Origin of the sequence: Treponema sp. OMZ 906, assembly GCF_024181185.1 — a bacterium.
Taxonomy (GTDB): Bacteria; Spirochaetota; Spirochaetia; order Treponematales; family Treponemataceae; genus Treponema.
Window position 1 is genome coordinate 2,432,491 of the sequence record NZ_CP051196.1, and the last position, 20,486, is coordinate 2,452,976.

Sequence of the window (20,486 nt, forward strand, 5' to 3'; positions counted from 1 at the left end):
TTCTTTAATAAAATATTAAGGTAATAAGAGAGAATGTTTTATAAAATGAAATTGAACTTTAGGGCTAAGCAAGGTAGCAATAAAACGCGGCTTTACACCGCCAAAAAAAAGCCTGTTTGACATATACACGCTCTGTATGTATAATACACTTATGATAAAGACTTTTGCGGATAAAGAAACAGAGCATGTTTATAAACAGGAGTTTTCAAGACGGCTTCCGAATACAATTCAGAAAGTTGCTTTGCGTAAACTTATGTTAATAGATAATGCAAAGTGTCTTGAAGATTTGCGGGTGCCTCCAAATAATCATCTTGAACAACTTGTAGGAGACAGAAAAAGACAGCACTCTATCCGTATAAATGATCAGTGGCGTGTCTGTTTTACAGAAAAAGACGGACACTTTTATAATGTAGAAATTGTGGATTACCACTAGGAGAAAACTATGGCAGAGTATATCGAAACACCGACAATGGGTGAAATCTTAAATGAAGAATTCTTGATTCCTCTTAGACTTTCCGCATATAAAGTAGCACAGGAAATTAAGGTTCCTACATCTCGCATTCAGGATATTCTTCATAATCGCAGAAGAATTACTGTAGATACATCTTTACGACTTGCAAAATTCTTTGGAGTTTCAGACGGTTATTTTATGGCTTTGCAGGATGATATTGATATAAGAAATGCAAAGTTAGAGCTTGCTCCGCAATTAGAAGAAATAAAAGCCTACGCTTATGCATAATAATATGCCATAACAAGAAGTTCAAAGCCGACACGGGCTCAAGGTCTGTGCGGTTTAACTCATTGTTAGATGTACAAATCACTAAGCAGATTCTTTATTTACAATCAACAACCCCGACGCAAGCGTCGGGGCACAGTGCTCAACGTTTCGCACTGTGTATTCTATAAGGTGGTTGCAGTCGGCTTTAATACCCTTTGTTACGACGCAAGCGTCGGGGTATTAAACCCTCCGCACGAATAAAAACGTGCAGGTGTACAAAATCTTGATATTTCAAGCATTCTATAGATTGAAAATGATTCCCTAAATAGGTTTCAATATAAAAAGTAATACATCGATAAAGATGCTATCTACTTTTTCCTTTTTGTATTTTATTTAATTCGGCGATATAATTTAAACCAAAAATCTCAATCTCGTCTAACACTTTTTGAAACTGAGTTCCCAATTTACTCAAAGAGTATTCAACGTGAGGCGGGACTTCGGCAAAGACTTTGCGGTCGATTAGTTTATCTTTTTCAAGCTGGCGGAGTTGTCTTGTTAAAACAGTTCGAGTTGTTGTAGGCATTAATCTTTCGAGTTCATTAAACCTTTTTGTGCCCGTACTCAGATGATATAAAATTATAATCGCCCATTTCCCTTGCAATACTCTTTGAGTAGTAGCAAAGGGACACTTATCATAAATCGACATTATAAGAACCCTCTCAAGTATTATTTTTGATACTATGTATTATAAATGTTCGTACTTACAAAATCAAGACTAAAGACTATAATGATACTTAAAGAAGTGAGAACCACTTCTAAATATTTACTGGAGGAATGTTATGAAACATGAAGTAATGAAGGTCTTTGCTGCTTATCGAGATGCATTGGAAAAGGGCGATTTTGCGGGAGCTTTTGCAACAATGTCCGACACTGTTGTATGGCACATGGGAGGCGAAAGTTCGCTTTCAGGTACGATTATAGGGAAACGAGCATTGGGTGAGCGGCTAGGTGAATTTGCAAAAAGGAGCGGCGGTACATTTAAAGTTATTACCAATTGGGCTGCGAGTAACGAGTGTTTTGTTGCTGCAAGTGTTGTTTCCGTAGCGGAGAGAGGAGCTGATAAGCTCAATGATCCGGGGATTGATCTATTCAAAATAGAAAATGGCAAGATACAAGAAGTATGGACTTTTGCCGAACAACAATCGGCAGAAGACAAATTTTGGGGTTAAGTGTGTACGCTTTGATTCATATAGAATTTTTCTGTGTTATAGCTCATTCATCATAGAAAAATAAATAAAAGACATCTAACATCCGCTTCAACCTGCCATTACCTTTGCGGCAATGCAAGAAAAGGCTCATTTTGCCGAACATGAGTTGATTGAGGCAGAGTAATGCGGCTATTATGGGAAGATAGAGCATGGGATGATTATTTATATTGGCAGGCACAGGACAAGAAAACACTGAAAAAATAAACGGGCTTATCAAAGATATTCAGCGAAGTACTTTTGAGGGGATAGGTAAGCCGGAACCCCTAAAGAGAAATTTAAGCGGTATTAGGGCGCTCTACCCCAATCGGAATTTATTATGCCCCAAACAGGTATTGTTGAGGAATCGTATAAAGAATGAGTAAAGACTATTTCTCTACTATGGAAAGCGTTATTTTATTGTAAGCGTCCTTTTTATCGTTCGGGTGCGGTTCCAAGCCTATCACTGTAATATCCTCCCGACCAGGTCCATAAACCCAAAAAATTCTTTCAGCCGCTGGTTTGTTATTTTCCACATAGGATTCCCAAACTTTCAGATCGTATCGTTTTGTAAGTGCCTCAATATCATGTGTACAAAGGCTTGGATACCTTGGGTCAGTAGAAAGTTTCTTAAAGCAACTGACAAGTTTTTTAAATAATTCAATCTCTTTTTTACTTGCGCTTTTAGCTTTGATTTTTTGCTCTAAATTGTCCCAAAATTGTTTCATTTCAGGAACACCCATTCTAATGTTGAACATTATTCAATATCTGTATAAGAGGAGAGACTCAGAGGAGCTGATACATTGCCTGTTTTAAAATTATCCACACTGGAATCCAACATAGAAAGAGAATTCTGAGAAATTTGAAATGGTTTTGTTAATTCCCGAGGTTCCAACACAATTTTCCCATCTTCATATTCTTCAATATGAAAATATTCATAAATTGTATTGCGCAACGTAATTCTTTTCTTTGAGTCTACTTTTGCATTATATGATCTGACCGCTGCTGCCTGCATAGTATGCCTCCAAATAGTGGGATTTCCCACCTACACTATAAAATATAAGCCTAAAAAAAACAAGTCGCCGTTGATCCGTTCTATTCTGAAAGTAATATCCGCTATCTTAAAAATATTGTGCGTGATATAAAAAAGAGAAAGGCTCACTTTGCTGAGCATGAGTTGATTGAGGCAGAGTAATGCGGCTATTATGGGAAGATAGCAGGGAATGATTATTTACGTTGGCAGGCACAGGACAAGAAGACACTGAAAAAAATAAACGGGCTTATCAAAGATATTCAGCGAAGTACTTTTGAGGGGATAGGTAAGCCGGAATCTCTAAAGAGAAATTTAAGCAGTATTAGGATGCTCTATCCCAATCGGAATTTATTATGCCCCAAACGGATATTGTTATATTTATCAATTAATTTGACAATAATTACATCCCTTCGAATCAGAGTACCATGGGGTATGTTTATGAAAAGCTCTGCAAAAAACAATCAATATATGCTATAATACCACCCGGAGGCAGCAAAATGTTTGCAATAACTGGGATTATTCAGGGAAATACCATTCTTACGGATTATCCTTCGCTTGAATATTATAACGGTAGAAAAGTAATAATAACCGTTTTGGAAGATGACAAGCCATATCATACCGTTTCTGATGAAAAACTTTTTGCGATTTCCGATTCTCTCATCGATCAGAATAAGCAAGCGTATCAGGAATTAGCTAAATGATTTTCTTTGAGTATGAACAAGTAGTAAAAATCCACAGGTCTCTTATCGAAAAGACAGGCGGTATGGATGGTATACGTGACGCGCAGCTTTTGGATTCAGCATTGAAAACACCATTTCAAACTTTTGGCAGGAACAATCTTTATCCTGATATTTTATTTTAGACAAGGCTTCGCAGCTGTGCTACTCTTTGATTGAGAATCACCCTTTTATAGATGGAAACAAAAGAATCGGCGTACATTTAATGTTGCTTTTTTTAAAGTTGAATAATATTGAAGTAAATTATTCACAACAAGAATTGATTGATTTTGGTTTAGACATTGCTTCGGGGAAAATGTCTAAAAATGACATAAAAGGATGGATTATTGAGCATAGAAAATAATCAGCCTCCCCCGCAGCAGCAACCTCGTATGCAGGACTGCGGAGGAAGAGTAATTCACAGCCTTATGCCTTTACAATAGGCACCCATAGCTCCATCATGTAATTCTTGCTGTACATATCCCCTTCCGAATATGCTTCAAAGTCGGGAGTACCGGCATGACAGTACCCTTGTTCGGGAAAGAAGGTTTCTATAACATACTTCCAGCCTTTGTGGATGCAGTTGGGAACGGAGCCTTTCAGCTGGACTACTGCGTATTCGGCTTCAGGGATGTGCATCACCGACAAGCCGAGTTTGGCCGCCTTTTGTGCATCACGGCAATCATATGCCGCTGCATAGGTAAACGTTTTGCCGTCTTTTACCTCGGAACAGATGCCGAAGCTCCTGCCGTTTCCGAGTTTTGCAAGTTCTTCGTGCGAAGCTTTTTCAAAAAGGCTGCCCCAGACTTTCGGAAAATCACTGGTTCGATCCGCATCGACTTGAATACCTGCAAGCGTAAATCCGCCCTTTTTTTCAATTTTGACTTCCATAGTTTGCCCTCCGTTGACAGTTAAAGATAATTTAATTGGAGCAAATGATTTAAATTCTTTTCCGTTTCGAACCGCGCTCGGACTGACGCCGTGAAATTTCTTAAACGCAGCTGCAAAAGAATCAGGCGATTCATAGCCGTACGCCAATGCTATGTCGATAATCTTAGCATCGGTATTGCGCAAATCGGCGGCGGCTCGGCTGAGCTTTCTAAAACGGAGATATTCATTTAAAGGATACCCGACCAATATCGAAAAAATTCTGCTGAATAGCGGATAGGAATAACCGGAAATGCGCGCAATCTCCGCTTCATCACACCCTGTCTCAATAGTTCTTTCAATATAAGCCATCGTTCCGTTAAATGATTGAATGATATTCATCTTTTGCTCCGAAACCTACGGAGAGTATAATGCATATAAAAACAGCCGTCCCGATAGTTATTGTACAAAAAAAAGCGGCTGCGATGTGTCTTCGCTTTCATCATCAGCCGCAAAAACAAATACAGCGCACAGTAAAAAAGCTGCATAAAAAATAGGCGTTTCATACAATGTTTTTCATAAGTTATTGGTATTCCAAAACTTATGAAAAACATCATCGCGGATAGGCTTACGATTTTTAGCGGAGCCCAATACTCAGGTGGAGTCTTACGCTCCTGCCTTTTTCATTTGTTCAAGGTTTTGCTTCATCGCTTTTTCAACAGCGCGGAGGATGTTTTCGTAGCCGGTACAGCGGCACAAGTGCCCGGAGATAAGCTTACGCAGCTCTTCCCGCGTATACAGCCTTCCGCTTCCGACAATTTCCACCGCTGTCATAATAAGCCCGGGGGTACAGAAGCCGCACTGAACGGCAGCTTCATCGATAAAGGCCTGCTGCACCGGATTGAGTTCTCCGTTTTCGCCCTGTAGTCCTTCAACCGTCAAAATACTCTTGCCGTCCGCCCATACTGCAAGGTAAATACAGCTATCAACAGACACTCCATCCACCAACACGGTACAGGCGCCGCATTCTCCTACTTCACAGCCCTTTTTAACGCTCGTCATCGAAAGTCTATTGCGGAGCGCGTCTGCAAGCGATTCCCGAACATCGACCGCAAGCTCGTGCTTTTTTCCGTTCACCGTCATTGTAATAATTTTTAACATGCCTACACCTCCTGCCGCTCGACAGCTTTCCGTAAAGATCGCACCGCTATTTGCTTGGCGGTATTAACTCTGAACGCTTTTGACGCGCGCCACGAGTCACGGGGATTGATATCCGTGAGGAGCACTTCCTGCAAGCCTTCATATAACGCATCGTTGATTTCTTTACCGGTCAAAAAAGCCTCGGTATTTTTACAGCGGAGCGGTACCGGAGCGGCAACGCCGAAGCACATACGCACCTCGTCGATTTTTAAGGCGCCGTTTTCCCGTTTGGTTTTTACAAGGGAGGCGCAGCTCAAGTTTGCAATATCCATCGCATTACGCATCGCATACTTGATGTAATCACCGGTAAAGCCTTCGTAGTCCTTCTTTTTAATGAGGAATGAGGTTACCAGCTCGCCTTTTTGCAGCACAACCTTTCCGGCGGAGACGTAAAATTCCTGCACGGGAACCAACCGTACTCCGTCCGGGCCGGTAATTTCGACAACCGAGTTATAGCACTGCTGACTCGGCGCGGTGTCGGCGCTGGTTACACCGTTGGAGATGTTCCCGCCTGCGGTTCCCATATTCCGTATTTGAGGCCCGCCGACCTGATCGGCTGCATAGCCGAGCATCGGTAAGTGCTTTTGCACGATGGGACTTCCGGTTAATTCGCTAAAGACCGTCAGCGGACGGATGCGGATCGTACCTTCCTCGTCTATGCTCACACCGCGCAATTCGGGGATGCCGAAAATAGACACGACATTCCGTCCGGCAAGTTTACCTTCCCGCATTTGAATAAGCACGTCGGTGCCGCCGGCAAGGATAACCGGATTTTCGGTACGGACTAAGGCGCTTACGGCATCGGAGATTGATGTCGCTTGATAAAAACTTTCCATATCGTACATTAGATTACCTCCTTCAGCAGCCCGCTCTCGCTGAACGCTTCAAAAAGCCGCTGAGGATTAAGCGGCAGCTTGTTAATGGCAACACCGGTGGCGTGCAGCAGCGCATTGCGGATTGCCGGCGGCTGCGAAATAATCGGCGGTTCGCCCAGTGATTTATTTCCGAAGGGGCCGGTGGGGTCGGCATTTTCGATAAACAGCTCGTGTAAGTCAGGAAGATCCATCGCCGTCGGCAGCTTATAATCCAAAAGGTTCCCGTTCAGCAGCTTGCCTTTATTATCGTAGAGCATTTGTTCGGCAGTCGCAGCGCCGAGACCCATTCCCATGCCGCCGTGTACCTGAGCCGCCGCCAACTGCGGATTGATCAGCGTGCCGCTGTCGTGCAGGTTCAAAATATTCAGTACCGTGATTTTGCCGACCGGGATATCAACTTCAATCTCAACAAAGGTTGCGCCGAACGAGAAGCAGTTATCGGTACAATGAGAGGTTTCTTCCGCGCTGAGGTGATTAGATTCCTTCATACTGTAACAGCTTTCCATTGCGACCTCTTCCAAGGTGAGCCGCTCTTCACCGGTACTGCGGACAATAATTTTTTCATGCTGCAGATCAAGTTCATCGGCCTTCATATCGAGCATCCACGCCGCATAGTCTAATATCTTTCGTTTAAGTGATTCGGCAGTTTTTTTAATCGCCTTGCCGCTCACGTATGTTTGACGAGAAGCATAGGCCGCGCTGTCGTACGGGCTGACATCGGTATCCTGTTCGGAAAAAATATAGACCTTATCCATCGGCAGCGAGAGCACTTCGGCAGCCATCTGGCAGAACACCGTATCGGCGCCCTGTCCTATTTCCGTCGCACCCATCTGAATTTGAATACTGCCGTCCTGATTGAGCACAATACGGGCGGAGGCAGTTTCGAGCGAGATGGGGTAAACGCCGGTTTTGTAGTTAAAACAGGCGACTCCGACACCGCGGCGTACCGGCCCTGTTTGATTTGCATACTTTTTCCGCAGCTCATCCCAGTGGAATACCTCGCGGCCTTTCTGCAAGCACTGATAGAGCCCATCCGAGTTTGCTCTAATCTTTGTAACAGGGTCTTCGTATCCTTCCCGCATACAGTTCTTGAGCCGCAAATCAACAGGATCCATATTCAGTTTGAGCGCCATATCATCCATAAAAGATTCAAGGGCAAAATCCGCTTGCGGAATCCCATACGCGCGCATAGCTCCTGCGGTAATATGATTGGTAAACACGGAATACGCTTCGGAAATGATTCCCTTTTCCGCCGAATAGAGCTGCTTAAACTCGTTGGCGGCATTCGCGGTAATTGCGTGTCCGTGGGAAGCGTAACCGCCCTTTGTAGAATAGCAGAGCATTTTGCGCGAAATGAACCTGCCGTCCGACTTCCGCACTGTTGTCTTCATGTGGAATTCCATCGCATGGCGCGTGCGGGTGCACATAAAGGTCTCTTCCCGCGAAACGGACAGCTGTACGCACCGTCCGCCGACCACCGTACAAAGGTAGGCATTCAGCGGCTCATACAGGATATCCTGCTTGTTGCCGAAGCCGCCGCCGATATACGGCTTGATAACCCGTATCTTTCCCCAGTCGATACCGAGCGCCTGTCCGCATACGCGGCGGCAAATGTGAGGCAGCTGCGTGGAAGACACCACGATAATCTTTCCGCCCTTCATATAGGCATACGAGCCGGGATTTTCGATATGGCAGTGCGAAATCGGAGATACGGCATAATCGCCTTCAAACATAACCGTATCGGGATCATCCGGCGTTTCTTCATACTCACCCACGCTAAACACCGTATGCTTCAGCACATTGCCCGGGAACGCTTCGTGTAAAACGGTCGCGTCGGGGGACATCGCTTGATGCACATCCAGAATAGGCGGATATTCTTCATATTCAACGGTGATAGCCTTTAACGCGCGTTCGGCGACCACATTATCTTCCGCAATAACGGCAGCAATATCATCCCCGTAAAAGCGTACTCTTTTGTTGAGCAGCTTGCGGTCTGCAATATCCTGATGTGCCTCCTCGGTAGACCACGGGTGCCCCGCTGTCGGGAAACAAATGTCCGGCACATCGAAACAGGTAACAATCTTAACCACACCGGGAATTTTCTCCGCAGCGCTTATATCGATCTTCGTTACCAACCCATTCGCGATGGTACTGTGCAATACCTTTGCGACCAAAAAATCACTGTGAAAATAATCGTCAACGTACTTTGCCCTGCCGGTTACCTTATCGTAAGCATCGACACGGGGCACCGCTTTTCCAACTATCATTTTTACCTCCCTATATAAACTGAAATTTTACTACATCGAACAAACCGGAATCCGTCAATTTTAATTCGGGGATAACCGGCAGCGCAAGGAACGACAAACCGATCAGCGGTTCAACTTCGGGGTATACGCCGATAGTATGCGCTCTCTCGGCCGCGTCGTGAATACAGTCGGCAAGCTGCACCGGTTCCATAGCGCTCATCAAACCGGCAATCGGCAGTGCAAACTTGCTGAGCACCGTGCCGTTTTGTACAACAGCCACGCCGCCTTTCATATCGATTACTTCTTCAACGGCACGGTGCATATCGGCCGCATTGGAACCGGCTACGATGATATTGTGTGAATCATGCCCGATACTCGACGCGATGGCTCCGTTCGACACTCCGTAACCGTGCAGCAAAGCGCGGCCGATATTGCCGGTATTCTTGTGCCGCTCCAGCACTGCCAAATAGCAGAGCTTCCCGTCTTTGAGCATCTCGGCGCATTCCTGCCGCGGAAACACCAGATGCTTCGTAAAAAGTGTTCCCCGCTGCATTCCGATAACATGGAAATTATCGGAACCCGACGGCATAAAATGATCGGCGCTAAAGGCGCTCCGAGATACGGGAACAACATGCACGCTGTCGGTAATCCGTTTAATGGAGAACGAAGACGGTTCCTCTGCCGCCGCCGACTCCGTTTCTTGCGCCATCGGAACGGAAGAAACTTCAATACCGGCTTTGTATACCGAATTGATTGAAAAGTCCGTTATATTGTCAAATACGACAATATCCGCATAGTGACGCGGAGCGATAGCCCCTCTGCCGCTCAAACCGTAACACTGCGCCGCATGAAAGCTCGCCATACACAGCGCATCTTCCGGCGATAATCCGAGCGACACCGCTTTGCGTACATTATTGTTGATGTGTCCGTTTGCTAAAATATCACTCATTTTTTTATCGTCGGTACAGAACGCAAAGCGGCTCGTATCGGTCTTATGCTCCAACATGCCACGTACAATTGGCTCCAAATCCTGCGCGGAAGAACCTTCGCGTATCAGGATGTACATTCCCTGCTGCAATTTTTCAAATGCTTCATCGTAGGAAGCGCATTCGTGATCGGTACGGATACCGGCAGCGCAGTATGCCTGTAAATCTCGGCCGCGCACGCACGGCGCATGACCGTCGCATATCTTCTTCTTTTCCCGAGCCGCGGATATCTTTTTCAATACGGCTTCGTCCCCACGGATGACTGCAGGATAATTCATCATCTCGCCGAGGCCGAGTACGTTCGGCTCATCCAACAGTTTTTCTATATCATAGACGGTAATCGCGCCGCCGGTGTGTTCAAAGTCGGTAGCAGGCACGCAGGAAGGAATCATAAAATAGATGGAAACAAGCGGCTGGTTCGTACCGGCAAACACCGCCTTCCGCGCATCCTCCAGCATATAGAGGATACCGTCAACGCCCGCGACGTTGGCAATTTCGTGCGGGTCGGCGATAACGGCGGTTGTACCGCAACGAAGCGCTTGGCGAGCAAAATTCCGCGGAGACGCCATCGTGGACTCAATGTGCAAGTGCGCATCGATAAGTCCGGGGCACACGAACTTACCGGTTAAATCTTTTTCTACAACGCCTTCGTATTGTCCGACTCCGGCGATATAGCCGTCCGCTATCGCAACATCCTGTTTAATAAACTCTTTGGTAAATACATTAAGCACAAAAGCGTTTTTTAACACCAGATCGGCTTTTACCCGCCCTGCCGCAATATCGATAAACCTTTTTTCATCCATAGTTATATCTCCTCCCGTTTATCCCATACGCAACGGCCTTGTACGAATTTTGCAACCATGTTGTGCCGTTCCGTCAAATAGAGCGCACGCTCCAGCCGCTGCTCAACGGAAAAATCGGTACGTGCACTCAACCGTGTATCATCGATCACTACTGCGTCAAACCAGAAGTTTTTTTCAAAGCTGCCGGTATCGCCGAAGAAGGAACCGCCGCCTTTCGTTCCAAGGTATAAGGCCTCCGATACAGAAAGCGCACGCTCTCCTTCATAAAAATACCGCCGCATTTTTGAAACTTGAAGCGCCGACATCATCGCTTTAAAAAGAGACAGTTGAGAACCGGCAGCCACATCTGAGCCAAGCCCGATATGAACGCCCGCATCCAAAAGACGCGCAATCGGTGCAATGCCGCTGGTTAAATTGATATTCGATTCGGGACAATGCGCAATGTACGTGCCGCGCCGAATCAGCAATTCTATTTCTTCGTCGGTAGGGTGCACACAATGAGCGAGGATGGTTTTATCGGTTAAAAGGCCGTAGCGGTCGTACACTTCGGCATAGTTTTTGCATTCGGGATGAAGTTCCTTCACCCATGCGATTTCTTTTTTATTTTCCGAAAGATGACTCTGTATAGGCAAGTGCCGGGCTGCTGCCAGTTTGCCGAGATTATCCATTAAAGCGGGCGTACACGAAGGCACAAAGCGGGGCGTTATAATAGGAGCAACGGTATCATCATTTTTAAATGAATCAACAAAGGCTTGGGTCGTCGCAAAAGATGATTCCGCTGTTTCGCATAAGTAGTCGGGCGCATTCCGATCCATATTCACCTTGCCGACGAGGCACGGCATCTTTTTAGCTTTCAGTAAATCCGCTAGCACACGATTGCCGCTGTTATGAATGGTGCCGAAGATTACTGCGCGGCAGGACGGACTCGCTTCAAGGTCATCGGTAAAAAGCCGATAGCTCTGCAAAGCGTAATCCGCATCGGCATATTTCGCTTCTTCGGGAAAGGTATAGGTATTCAGCCAATCGATGAGCTCAAGCTCCATCCCCATTCCGCGGAATGCATACTGCGGCGCATGAACGTGTAAGTCAACACAGGCAGGGACAATCAGCATACCAGAAAAATCAAAACAGGGGGTATGCTCCCATGATCCTTCCGGCAATGCGGTAACAAAATCGATTATTTTTCCGTTTTCGCACAACGCATACGCATGAGGATGCGCTACAAGACGGTCTTTTGTTACGGCTGATACAAAATCACCCTTAACGACAAACTGTGTCTGACTCATACTGCAATACCCTTGTACCAGTATAGCACGGTTCACCGCAAAAACAAGCAAAAAAACGCAAAAAACTAATTTTTTTTTAGGATGTCTCACAATATATAAGGATTAGTGATGGAATTAAAAGGAAAAAGATAAAAAAGCCAACTCTCGGACTTGAACCGAGTACCTGCACGTTACGAGGGTGCTGCTCTGCCAGGTGAGCTAAGTTGGCAAATAAAACAACCTGAGCCGAGTTGACCGAAAAAGGCTTCCTCAGACAAAGTTTGAATAGTATACGGAAAAAGCACCGTTACGTCAAGGAAAAAATTGACAAACTTATTCGGATGTTTTTAGCTCTTATAGAGAAAATGCCCCTATCGCAGACCTTCCTTCAACTCTGCTAACAGCGTATCGCTTTTTATAAATGACCGGTGCAGCAGCTCCAGCAATTCCGCCGTGGTGTGCGTCACTTCTTCTTGCTTTATATACGGATTTTTTATATCCAGGTTATAGCCGTTGGTTTTTAAGGTTTCAATACTGACCTTCCAGACGCGTTCATTTTCGAAACGGCTATTCCACCATGCTTTCAGCGGTTCAAACTCACTCTTCCGAATAGGCTTTGTTTTGGAGTAGGATTTCTGCCCCTCCGGCAGTTTATGCTCCCAGTACCAGATGTCCCGTGTCGGCTCGCCTTTTGTAAAGAACAGTAAATTTGTCGCAACACTTGCATAGGGCTGAAACACGGAGTTAGGCAAACGCACAATCGTGTGCACATTGCACTGTTCCAAAAACTCCTGCCGGATTCTCTGCTTCTTTGTCATCAAGAATTTTAAGTGTAACCATCCACCCCAGCTATTCAATGCGCTGCGCATCCCCCGAAACGCCCGGGTCTTTTCGCATAATATTTTGCAATGATTTTATAATTCCACCAATATTCGGCATGTGTACTCCTGTTACTTTTTTCATTTGGGCGTTCCCGCCGCAAGCGGCGGTCGGGCTTTCCGGGATTCCTTAAAATGCAGCAGTGGAACAAAATGTGAATTTTGGAAACTGTTGCATTACGCCGTTTCATAAGCTAAGCTGAGAAACGGCATACAATATGCGACGTTTGCGAAAGCAAACTCGACATTCACTACCGCCACGGATGGCGGTGGTTATAGCAGCAGCGATATTTTAGCTGTGCCAAAATTCGCCATCAAGCAATGTACAAGGATGTACATTGCTTGATGAAGGCACTATTTCAGCGGCTGAAAATAAACTTTTCGCTATCGCTCTATTCTTGCTGCGCAAGAACGCTACGCGCCCCTACAATCCCTAACGCTGTCCAGATTTTGACTTCCATGTCAAAATCTGGACATGAGTTTGCTATTCGCAAACTCATTGGTGCTTGGAACCAGCGGCATCCGTGCTGCTTCTGAATGTACATCATTGTACATTGCTCAACGACAAGTTTTTCTAACGAAAAACTTGCTACTGAGTGGAACCACCGCCATCCATGGCGGTTCTGAACTTGATATCCATGGCACCCGCTGGACGCGAGTTTTGAGTCGTCGACTATTGCAAAACTTCTAAATTTGTATTACTACTTGCAAGAATTTTAATTCCTAAAATTATCATTAATAATACAAACACACAAACAAGCAGCAAACATATTATTCTAATTCCAATAAGCCGATACTTAATTAATTTCTTATCAGGTTCAACTTTTTCTAAAAGAAATGGAGAATTATTAGTATATAATATTAATTCTTTGTCAAAAGTTTTATCTATTGCAAATGTATCTATAAATTCATAAATCAGGAAGCCACATGAGAAAAACGTATAAATACACATTGCAACAAAAATAAATGGTGCAAGAGTATTGTCAGTTAATTTATCAAACGTAAATACTACTCCTGCATAAGTCAACGGTAAAGTAAAAACATTCGATAACATTTTTTCTATTATACTTCGAGATTGGGAAAAAAATCCAGCAAGCGTTTCATTATACTTCTGAATATAAGAATCAAAATCTATTTTCTCAACAAAAATTGCAAAATCGGTTTCAACTTTATTACAAATTTCATCAAGTTGTAAAATAAGTTCCTCTAATGTAGATTCATTCGATTCCGAAAGTATTGCTACACACCTATTTTTTAATAGCATTGGATAAAGATTTGTTGATTTAAAAACCTCTTCAAAATGATTATAAGTACTTTGTAAATCCTTGTCATTCAGGAATGGATTATATGGTAAATAGCTAAACCGACATTTTCCTTTTTCATAAGAATGAATCGAAATAGATTTATCAGAATTTGCTTCTTCACTTATATTTTTATAGAGCAATTCATAGATTTTTTGCCAATAAAATACATTAGAAAATGAATATTCTTTATTATTTTCTATTTCATTCTTATCAGAGAAATAAAAAGAATAAGGATTATTATCGGCATCAAAATCTAAAATAACTAATCTCTTCTCTTTGTTTGAGTAATAACAGTAATTTTCTTTTAAATTATTACTTTCTATAGCTATAGGTAAAGCTGAAACAACCCGTTCAAAATTCGGATAAATAACTATATCATCATTTTCCACTTTAAACTCTGTTTCCGCACTTGCATCATCAAATTTAATATTGTGCTTCTGGGCATCTTTCTTTAGTAATTTTGGAATAGTTATATCAATGAATACAAATGTTCCATCAGAGTTTATGTATTCTGCCTTCATTGCAGCGATATTCAAAATTTCAAAGTACTTATATTTATCTTCTATCATTGTTCTGCCCGTAATTTATCAGCAAAAGATTTTGATCTAATAATGACAATATCATCTTTACTTTGATCTGGATAAATCTTGGTGCCAATATATTCAGGTGGAAAATCCAATTTAATGTTATCACTTGAAATCGAGTATTTCTTCAATTTCCTCAATTCTGTTTCATCAGCAGTAAACTCATCACTAATAATAAAACCATGATTAGCAGCATAATTCGCAATATAATCAGGATCTTTCCAAATCTCCTCGCTCACAGCTCTAAGATTTATATCTTTTGAATAAGTCTTAGAACATAAGTCATATACTTTTTCTCGAAATTGCTCTCTTGATAATGTGTTCCCATCTTCATCTTCTGGAATATCAATTCTATTTATAATGGTACGCAATGCTTTGGTATCTTCATGACTTTTACTCTGGGCTTCTGCACCTATCCATTTTTGAAAATACTTAGAAGCTTCATCTTGTGTTGTACTTAGAAAAGATAAATACCGATCTTTTTTATTATTGTATGAGCAAATATTTATTCTACAAGCCATCGCAAGCTTGTTCGTATCAATATGTATGACTTCATTTATTTGCATTGTGTTATCTTTATAAGAAAATTGTTTTCCTGTTTTATCGCGAACAACAAAAACAGTGAGAAAATCTTCATTGTGATTTTTTATTTCTGCAAAAATTATATATCCACCCTTTGACTGTGGAATAGAATCCATCCGATCTTTTAAATTGGGAAGTACATTTTTCGAAAATGAAACGAAAGCATCATTTTCTGTATTTAAATAATGATCAAAGTTCTGATGAAAAATAGTATTTTCATTTAAGGAAAATACTCCATATTTTATACTTTTAGAAAAAAATGTATATAATTCTTCAAATAACGATAGACACTTCTTATCTTGCAAGTTCAGAGTATTTTCAGAATACTCTATATCAGCATCACCTTTTATTTCTTTTTTTACATTATGAATTATCGCGTTCTTAATTTCCATAATATTTACCCTCAAATATTAAAATTTTCCTTTAAAATACTTCGCATTAGTTGATTTGTATATTCTTCTCGTAGTGAGATTTGTTTTTTAAGTTCCCAAATATTATCAAGTCCAGCAGAAACAATATCCACAATTTTTTGTTGTTCTGCAAGTGGCGGAAGAGTCAAAACAAATTTTTTTAATTTTTCCGCATTAATATTCGATTGTCCTAAAGCATCCGTTTTCATTGCATTACACCATTCTCGGTGCATAGGGCTATTCAACACATAATTTATGAAATAAGGATTTGATAAAATAATCCTAAATCTGACCAAATACCCAGCATATATTGCTTGTTTGTCCGATTCATAAACTGCTGTTTTGCCAACAATTTCACGGCTGTTGGTGCGATTAAATAATAAATCAAATTTTCGTAATGCATATTTTGAGATTTCTTCTTCATTATTTGAATAGACTAATTTTTCCCAATCAATCATCCCATCTTGGATATTACCCATCCTTAATACTGGACATGTTCCGAATGGAGATGATTTTGCACTTGTACCATACATAAATCCTTCTGCTATCTCCCCCAATCTCACCCACTTCCACCCGGTAGGAAGTTCAAAAGGCTTTTCCGCATCAAGTATCGGCGGTAACTTTTTCCATTTTTTATAGACTTCCCTTTCCTTCTGAATCAGCTCAAACAAAGCCTCTGCATCGTAGTCGGGGTTGCCTTTCTGCACCGGATGTTCTTTGCGCCAATCAGCGGTAAGTTTGCCTTCTATAGCATCCTGCAAAATATTCCGGCGGAGCTGTTTCGCGTATCCTTTTTGAGTTTCTATTTCTTTTGCCAGTTCATTTACTCGTTTTAGATTTACAGAAATTCTTTTTACAATTTGCTTTTGTGTTGGTAAATCCGGAAGTGATATTTCTAACGGTAAAAATACTTTCGACTTTATTTCAGTCTTTATTCCGCCTTTTGCTTGTTTTTTCAGTGTTTCGATAAAAGCGGGGCTTTTGACAAAGTATTTAAAATACTCTAAATCAACAACTGAATCATCGAATATATATGAAGAATAATGGATTGTTGCTGTAACGGGTTCCACTCCCTGATATACTGCAATAGCCCCTTTTGCCACGTTAGTTCCGGAAATAACCAAATCACCCGGCTGAACAATAATCATATCAGTTTTAGAAGGTTTTTCGGAAATATGAATTGTTCCGGAAAAATCTATTTTATCGAGGCGTTTATATGTTACGATAGCGTTATCATCGGGTTTGTATCGGCCTTGCCGTTCTGTCAGGAACTCCCCAATCCTAACGTTCTTCCATTTTCCCATCTTCTATTCCTTCAGTAAATCCATCATGTCCCAATTATACTCCTTTTTGGGATATATAGCACAGATATGTACCAAACATTCGGAAAATGGTACATATTACTCCGCTTCTTCGTAATAATAGGAATAATCAATCCCTTTCATAAACATTTCACGGTCATTGATTTTGTCCGTCAGAGCATTCTGCAGCAAAACCTTTATTTTGCTTGACTCGATTACGCTTTCCGCCATAGCTTCCAGATATTCTCTTTTATTGATTTTGCTCCAATCGATGCACTTTTTTAATGTACGCTTAAAGATTAAATCCAGCCATATCCTTGTTGTTCTTCCGTTACCTTCACGGAAAGGATGGGCGATATTCATCTCGACATATTTTTCTACGATCTGTTCAAACGTTGTATCCGGCATTTTCTCTATTCCGGCAAGATTTTGTTCAAGGAACTCTGCTGCCGCAAACTGAAAACCGCCTTTTGAAATATTTACGGTTCTGATTTTACCGGCAAAATCATAGAGCCCTCCAAAAAGATAGGCATGAATCTGCTGTAATCCCTGTATCGTCCCAACTTCAATACTATCCAGCAATGAACTTTCAAAAAGTGCGTATGCCTTTGTTTTACTTTTTGCATCTATTGTTTCTTCAGAATAGGTAAACCACTGGATAAACGGCACAGATTTATTGTTCGGAAAATTTTTTGCAAGCTCTATTACCTGATTATAATCAATGACGTTTGATAAACGTTTTTTCCCGTCAGGAGCGGTAAGTTTGAACTGGGTAGTAACACTACCCAGTTGATTATTTTCTTTTTTGAGCTTTGCCTTCAAATATTTCCAGTAGTTACGGTTCTTTTCGTATTCGCGTTGTTCGTTTAAGACCCCGATAATATCAAGCACACTAAACCACCATTTGGAATTCTCTTCATCCCAAACAGCGCGAACTTCCGTATCATTAAAAAACCTAATTGATATTTTATCCATCTTGTCCCTTATATCTTATTCGTGCAGTATCTTACGCCGCATATATTTCATTCTCAAGTTCCTTGAGCGCAGCCAGATACTTCTCTTTGCCGCCGAATATTTTTACAATTTCTGCCGGTGTTCCCAGATTCTTCAAAGGCTCTATCGTAAACACCTGCATTTCTTCAATATTCTCTATACCGGTTTCTACATATGTAGAGGCGGTCTTCTATTATTTCGCCGTTTACATCTGTCTTGCCGCGTTCAGGACGGTAGCCTTCTAAATCAACACCCCTGACACAGAGCATCGGGGGTGTTGTTCTCATAAGGTGGTTGCAGTCGGCTTTCATCCCCTTTATTACGGCGCAGAGCACCGGGGTATGAAACCCTCCGCACGAATCGACATTCATTCCAACGCGAAGCACTTTGTATGGAGCCAAAAAGCCGTCATCAATTCCTTGTTTTAACGAATAGGTATAAATCGGCTCTCCAAAATATTCTATATTTGACAGATTCTCTGTCTCTTTCGGCGTAGCGGTCATACCAATCTGTGTTGCTGAACTGAAATACTGTAAGATTTTATGCCACGCTTTATCAGCATCAACCGAACCGCGATGGCACTCATCTACAATGATAAGGTCAAAGAAGTTTGGACTGAAATTTTTGTAAGCATCCGCCTCGTCATCATAATCGGTCAGTCCCTGATACAAGGCAAGGTAGATTTCATACGATGTATCGATTGTTTTCTGTTTGATAATATGGCATTTATCCTTGAAATGCTTAAAGTCACCTTTTTTAGTTTGCGTTATAAGGTTGTTTCTGTCAGCTAAATACAGAATTCTCTTTTTTATTTTTGATTTCCAAAGGCGATAAATAATCTGAAATGCCGTATACGTTTTACCGGTTCCCGTTGCCATAACAAGCAGGAGACGCTTTTCTCCGCGGGCAATCGCCTCTACTGTTCTATTGATGGTATCCCGTTCCGATAACGCTTTCTTAGAAAACATAATTGATTATAGCACGGCTTTCTTCATTTATATAGTGGAAAGATTGTGATATAATGCAACACATATCAGGCAGTCCTGATTCGATTATCTTAGTTAGGAGATCCTATGAACAAATACATCCGTTCAATTATTTTATCATTAATTACTGTTTGCACTGTACTGCTAAGTACGGCTTGTACTGAAAAAAACGTCGCGCAAGAACATTGCATCAGCGTCGTTGGCAAAGCAACCGTGTACGTTTCACCCGATCAAGCAATGATCTCTTTTTCAATTGTTTCGCAGGCAAATGACTTTACCGCAGCAAAACAGCGTCACGATACGACGATGCAAAAAACAAATACACTATTCAACCAGTACGGCATCGAACAAAAAGACGTTACAGCGGAAAACCTTACCATTCATCCCCAATACTCTTACAATGCCGATACGCCTAAATTCCTCTATTATGAAATTACTCAGAATATTTCAGCAGTGATTACAAACTTGGATAATTATGAACCGTTCTTAACGGATTTAGTAAATAACGGTATCGACCGGATTAACGATGTCCGATTTTCTACAAAAGACGTTAAAAAATACAAGGATGAGGCACGGCGCAATGCTGTAAAAGCTGCGGAAGAAAAAGCGCAGCTTCTATGCGAAGCAGCATCAAGCGGCAATCATAAACCTTCACTCGGTAAAATTATCCGCATTTCGGAAGCTCCCTCTTATTCCGATTGGAATGGAAAGGGATACAATATCGCTGTGCAAAATCGAGTTGCGTACGCGCAGACAGCTGGAGGCACTTCGGAGTCAGGCGGCGCTCCAATCGGAAAGATTCTCTTTGACGCGCAAATAGAGATGGTATTTGAGCTGAGGTAATTTTAAATTTAAGGTGATTGCTTCCACATATCAAGCGTAAGGCAGAAAAGTTTATCGTACCGGCATAAACGAACATCATTGGTAAAAAATGCATCACAGCCGGAAATTAAAGCAGATGCAAGCTGGAGTGCGTCCATCCCTTTAAGCGAATGCAATTCTGCACGGATTTCAGCTGCTTTTTCAGCAATTGGCCGGGTAATATCGATAACATGGATTCCACATGCAGTTAGGAATCTATTAAAATTTTCAATAAGCGCTTGATCGCTTTGCATATACGGATAAACCAAATATTCCTGTACTGTTACTACAGAAGTCAGTACCGTTTTGCCGCTTTTTATACAGCTCTCAAAAAATGCTTTTGCAGTATCAAAATAAAGTGGATGTTTTTCCAAATAATAGATAAAAATTGCGGTGTCAACAAAGATTTTGTTATACCCGATCGCCATTCCTCAGTTCCTTTAGATAAATATCCGCATTTTTTCCTCTTTCGGTCGGTTTAACAAACATGTCAAGGTTTACGCCAATAGTTTTTTCAGATATAGCAACATCGTCAATAATGGTTACCAGAGCTGTTTTACCTTGATATTCTCGAACAGCCGCTGCATCCAAAACGACCGTATTGCCACGAATAATTCCTTTTACTGCAAGCATA

Annotated in this window: 24 protein-coding genes, 1 tRNA gene and 3 pseudogenes; 9 read left to right on the plus strand and 19 right to left on the minus strand. The window is 42.0% G+C overall.

Annotation, left to right across the window (positions count from 1 at the left end):
• Positions 1 to 151 precede the first annotated feature (151 nt).
• Positions 152 to 433, plus strand: a complete 282-nt coding sequence (locus tag E4N69_RS10905) for a type II toxin-antitoxin system RelE/ParE family toxin (RefSeq protein WP_253823847.1) — start codon at positions 152 to 154, stop codon at positions 431 to 433.
• Positions 434 to 442: 9 nt separating this feature from the next.
• The gene (locus tag E4N69_RS10910) at positions 443 to 739 is read left to right on the plus strand and encodes a HigA family addiction module antitoxin (RefSeq protein ID WP_253823848.1); all 297 of its coding nucleotides are present in this window, start codon (positions 443 to 445) and stop codon (positions 737 to 739) included.
• A 343-nt stretch (positions 740 to 1,082) separates the two neighbouring features.
• Here E4N69_RS10910 and E4N69_RS10915 read toward each other — a convergent pair whose 3' ends face one another.
• On the minus strand, positions 1,083 to 1,424 hold the full coding sequence (locus tag E4N69_RS10915) for a winged helix-turn-helix transcriptional regulator (protein ID WP_253823849.1): 342 nt from the start codon (positions 1,422 to 1,424) through the stop codon (positions 1,083 to 1,085).
• A gap of 133 nt (positions 1,425 to 1,557) precedes the next feature.
• Here E4N69_RS10915 and E4N69_RS10920 point away from each other — a divergent pair, with 133 nt between their 5' ends.
• Both E4N69_RS10920 and E4N69_RS10925 read left to right on the plus strand, forming a co-directional pair.
• Positions 1,558 to 1,947 carry a nuclear transport factor 2 family protein gene (locus tag E4N69_RS10920; RefSeq protein WP_253823850.1) on the plus strand — a complete coding sequence of 130 codons (390 nt, stop codon included), beginning with the start codon at positions 1,558 to 1,560 and terminating at the stop codon, positions 1,945 to 1,947.
• Positions 1,948 to 2,109: 162 nt separating this feature from the next.
• Positions 2,110 to 2,348 (plus strand): annotated as a pseudogene (locus E4N69_RS10925) (Txe/YoeB family addiction module toxin).
• Between the two features lie 3 nt (positions 2,349 to 2,351).
• Here E4N69_RS10925 and E4N69_RS10930 read toward each other — a convergent pair.
• Together E4N69_RS10930 and E4N69_RS10935 are read right to left on the minus strand one after the other, a co-directional pair.
• Positions 2,352 to 2,720, minus strand: coding sequence for a hypothetical protein (locus E4N69_RS10930; protein WP_371922350.1), 369 nt, complete (start codon positions 2,718 to 2,720; stop codon positions 2,352 to 2,354).
• Positions 2,720 to 2,977, minus strand: a complete 258-nt coding sequence (locus E4N69_RS10935) for a hypothetical protein (protein ID WP_253728859.1) — start codon at positions 2,975 to 2,977, stop codon at positions 2,720 to 2,722. The genes E4N69_RS10930 and E4N69_RS10935 overlap by 1 nt, the downstream gene beginning before the upstream one ends.
• A gap of 179 nt (positions 2,978 to 3,156) precedes the next feature.
• Here E4N69_RS10935 and E4N69_RS12845 point away from each other — a divergent pair.
• The 3 genes and pseudogenes from E4N69_RS12845 (at position 3,157) to E4N69_RS10950 (ending at position 4,075) form a co-directional block, all read left to right on the plus strand.
• Positions 3,157 to 3,472, plus strand: a pseudogene (locus E4N69_RS12845) (type II toxin-antitoxin system YoeB family toxin).
• Positions 3,473 to 3,492: 20 nt separating this feature from the next.
• Positions 3,493 to 3,696, plus strand: a complete 204-nt coding sequence (locus E4N69_RS10945) for a hypothetical protein (RefSeq protein ID WP_253672963.1) — start codon at positions 3,493 to 3,495, stop codon at positions 3,694 to 3,696.
• 187 nt (positions 3,697 to 3,883) lie between these two features.
• A complete protein-coding gene (locus E4N69_RS10950; RefSeq protein ID WP_253823852.1) occupies positions 3,884 to 4,075 on the plus strand; it encodes a type II toxin-antitoxin system death-on-curing family toxin in 192 nt (63 codons plus the stop codon).
• Between the two features lie 62 nt (positions 4,076 to 4,137).
• On the opposite strand, the gene E4N69_RS10955 is transcribed toward E4N69_RS10950, so the two are convergent.
• Positions 4,138 to 4,980, minus strand: a complete 843-nt coding sequence (locus E4N69_RS10955) for an AraC family transcriptional regulator (protein WP_253823853.1) — start codon at positions 4,978 to 4,980, stop codon at positions 4,138 to 4,140.
• A 29-nt stretch (positions 4,981 to 5,009) separates the two neighbouring features.
• On the opposite strand from E4N69_RS10955, the gene E4N69_RS12685 reads away from it, so the two are divergent.
• Complete coding sequence (locus tag E4N69_RS12685; RefSeq protein WP_256478591.1) at positions 5,010 to 5,135, plus strand: hypothetical protein; 126 nt, start codon at positions 5,010 to 5,012, stop codon at positions 5,133 to 5,135.
• Positions 5,136 to 5,244: 109 nt separating this feature from the next.
• Here E4N69_RS12685 and xdhC read toward each other — a convergent pair whose 3' ends face one another.
• The 13 genes and pseudogenes from xdhC to E4N69_RS11020 all read right to left on the minus strand — a co-directional run.
• Positions 5,245 to 5,739, minus strand: coding sequence for a xanthine dehydrogenase subunit XdhC (gene xdhC / locus E4N69_RS10960; RefSeq protein WP_253823854.1), 495 nt, complete (start codon positions 5,737 to 5,739; stop codon positions 5,245 to 5,247).
• A 2-nt stretch (positions 5,740 to 5,741) separates the two neighbouring features.
• A complete protein-coding gene (gene xdhB / locus E4N69_RS10965; RefSeq protein ID WP_253823855.1) occupies positions 5,742 to 6,623 on the minus strand; it encodes a xanthine dehydrogenase subunit XdhB in 882 nt (293 codons plus the stop codon).
• Positions 6,623 to 8,920, minus strand: coding sequence for a xanthine dehydrogenase subunit XdhA (xdhA, locus tag E4N69_RS10970; protein ID WP_253823856.1), 2,298 nt, complete (start codon positions 8,918 to 8,920; stop codon positions 6,623 to 6,625). The genes xdhB and xdhA overlap by 1 nt, the downstream gene beginning before the upstream one ends.
• A gap of 10 nt (positions 8,921 to 8,930) precedes the next feature.
• A complete protein-coding gene (gene ade / locus E4N69_RS10975) occupies positions 8,931 to 10,688 on the minus strand; it encodes an adenine deaminase (RefSeq protein ID WP_253823857.1) in 1,758 nt (585 codons plus the stop codon).
• A gap of 2 nt (positions 10,689 to 10,690) precedes the next feature.
• Positions 10,691 to 11,974 (minus strand): amidohydrolase family protein, encoded by a 1,284-nt coding sequence (locus tag E4N69_RS10980; protein ID WP_253823858.1) that lies wholly within the window; start codon positions 11,972 to 11,974, stop codon positions 10,691 to 10,693.
• A gap of 135 nt (positions 11,975 to 12,109) precedes the next feature.
• Positions 12,110 to 12,182, minus strand: a tRNA-Thr gene (locus E4N69_RS10985).
• A gap of 142 nt (positions 12,183 to 12,324) precedes the next feature.
• Positions 12,325 to 12,771, minus strand: coding sequence for an N-6 DNA methylase (locus E4N69_RS10990; protein ID WP_253823859.1), 447 nt, complete (start codon positions 12,769 to 12,771; stop codon positions 12,325 to 12,327).
• Positions 12,772 to 13,504: 733 nt separating this feature from the next.
• Complete coding sequence (locus tag E4N69_RS10995) at positions 13,505 to 14,704, minus strand: hypothetical protein (RefSeq protein ID WP_253823860.1); 1,200 nt, start codon at positions 14,702 to 14,704, stop codon at positions 13,505 to 13,507.
• Positions 14,701 to 15,693: a nucleoid-associated protein gene (locus tag E4N69_RS11000; RefSeq protein ID WP_253823861.1), complete on the minus strand. Its 993-nt coding sequence runs from the start codon at positions 15,691 to 15,693 to the stop codon at positions 14,701 to 14,703. The genes E4N69_RS10995 and E4N69_RS11000 overlap by 4 nt, the downstream gene beginning before the upstream one ends.
• A gap of 11 nt (positions 15,694 to 15,704) precedes the next feature.
• Positions 15,705 to 17,015, minus strand: coding sequence for a restriction endonuclease subunit S (locus tag E4N69_RS11005; protein ID WP_253823862.1), 1,311 nt, complete (start codon positions 17,013 to 17,015; stop codon positions 15,705 to 15,707).
• Between the two features lie 96 nt (positions 17,016 to 17,111).
• The gene (gene fic / locus E4N69_RS11010) at positions 17,112 to 17,987 is read right to left on the minus strand and encodes a protein adenylyltransferase Fic (RefSeq protein ID WP_253823863.1); all 876 of its coding nucleotides are present in this window, start codon (positions 17,985 to 17,987) and stop codon (positions 17,112 to 17,114) included.
• A 31-nt stretch (positions 17,988 to 18,018) separates the two neighbouring features.
• Positions 18,019 to 18,147 (minus strand): type I restriction-modification enzyme R subunit C-terminal domain-containing protein, encoded by a 129-nt coding sequence (locus E4N69_RS11015; protein WP_230977707.1) that lies wholly within the window; start codon positions 18,145 to 18,147, stop codon positions 18,019 to 18,021.
• Positions 18,148 to 18,358: 211 nt separating this feature from the next.
• Positions 18,359 to 18,937: pseudogene (locus E4N69_RS11020) on the minus strand (DEAD/DEAH box helicase family protein); the annotation flags it as partial.
• A gap of 141 nt (positions 18,938 to 19,078) precedes the next feature.
• Between E4N69_RS11020 and E4N69_RS11025 the strand changes: the two are divergent.
• Positions 19,079 to 19,834, plus strand: coding sequence for an SIMPL domain-containing protein (locus tag E4N69_RS11025; protein ID WP_253823865.1), 756 nt, complete (start codon positions 19,079 to 19,081; stop codon positions 19,832 to 19,834).
• A gap of 8 nt (positions 19,835 to 19,842) precedes the next feature.
• Here the strand turns inward: E4N69_RS11025 and E4N69_RS11030 are convergent, their stop codons facing one another.
• Entirely contained in the window at positions 19,843 to 20,280 is a 438-nt protein-coding gene (locus E4N69_RS11030) for a type II toxin-antitoxin system VapC family toxin (protein WP_162664341.1), read from the minus strand.
• A complete protein-coding gene (locus E4N69_RS11035; RefSeq protein WP_162664342.1) occupies positions 20,264 to 20,485 on the minus strand; it encodes a hypothetical protein in 222 nt (73 codons plus the stop codon). The genes E4N69_RS11030 and E4N69_RS11035 overlap by 17 nt, the downstream gene beginning before the upstream one ends.
• Between the last annotated feature and the right edge of the window lies 1 nt (position 20,486).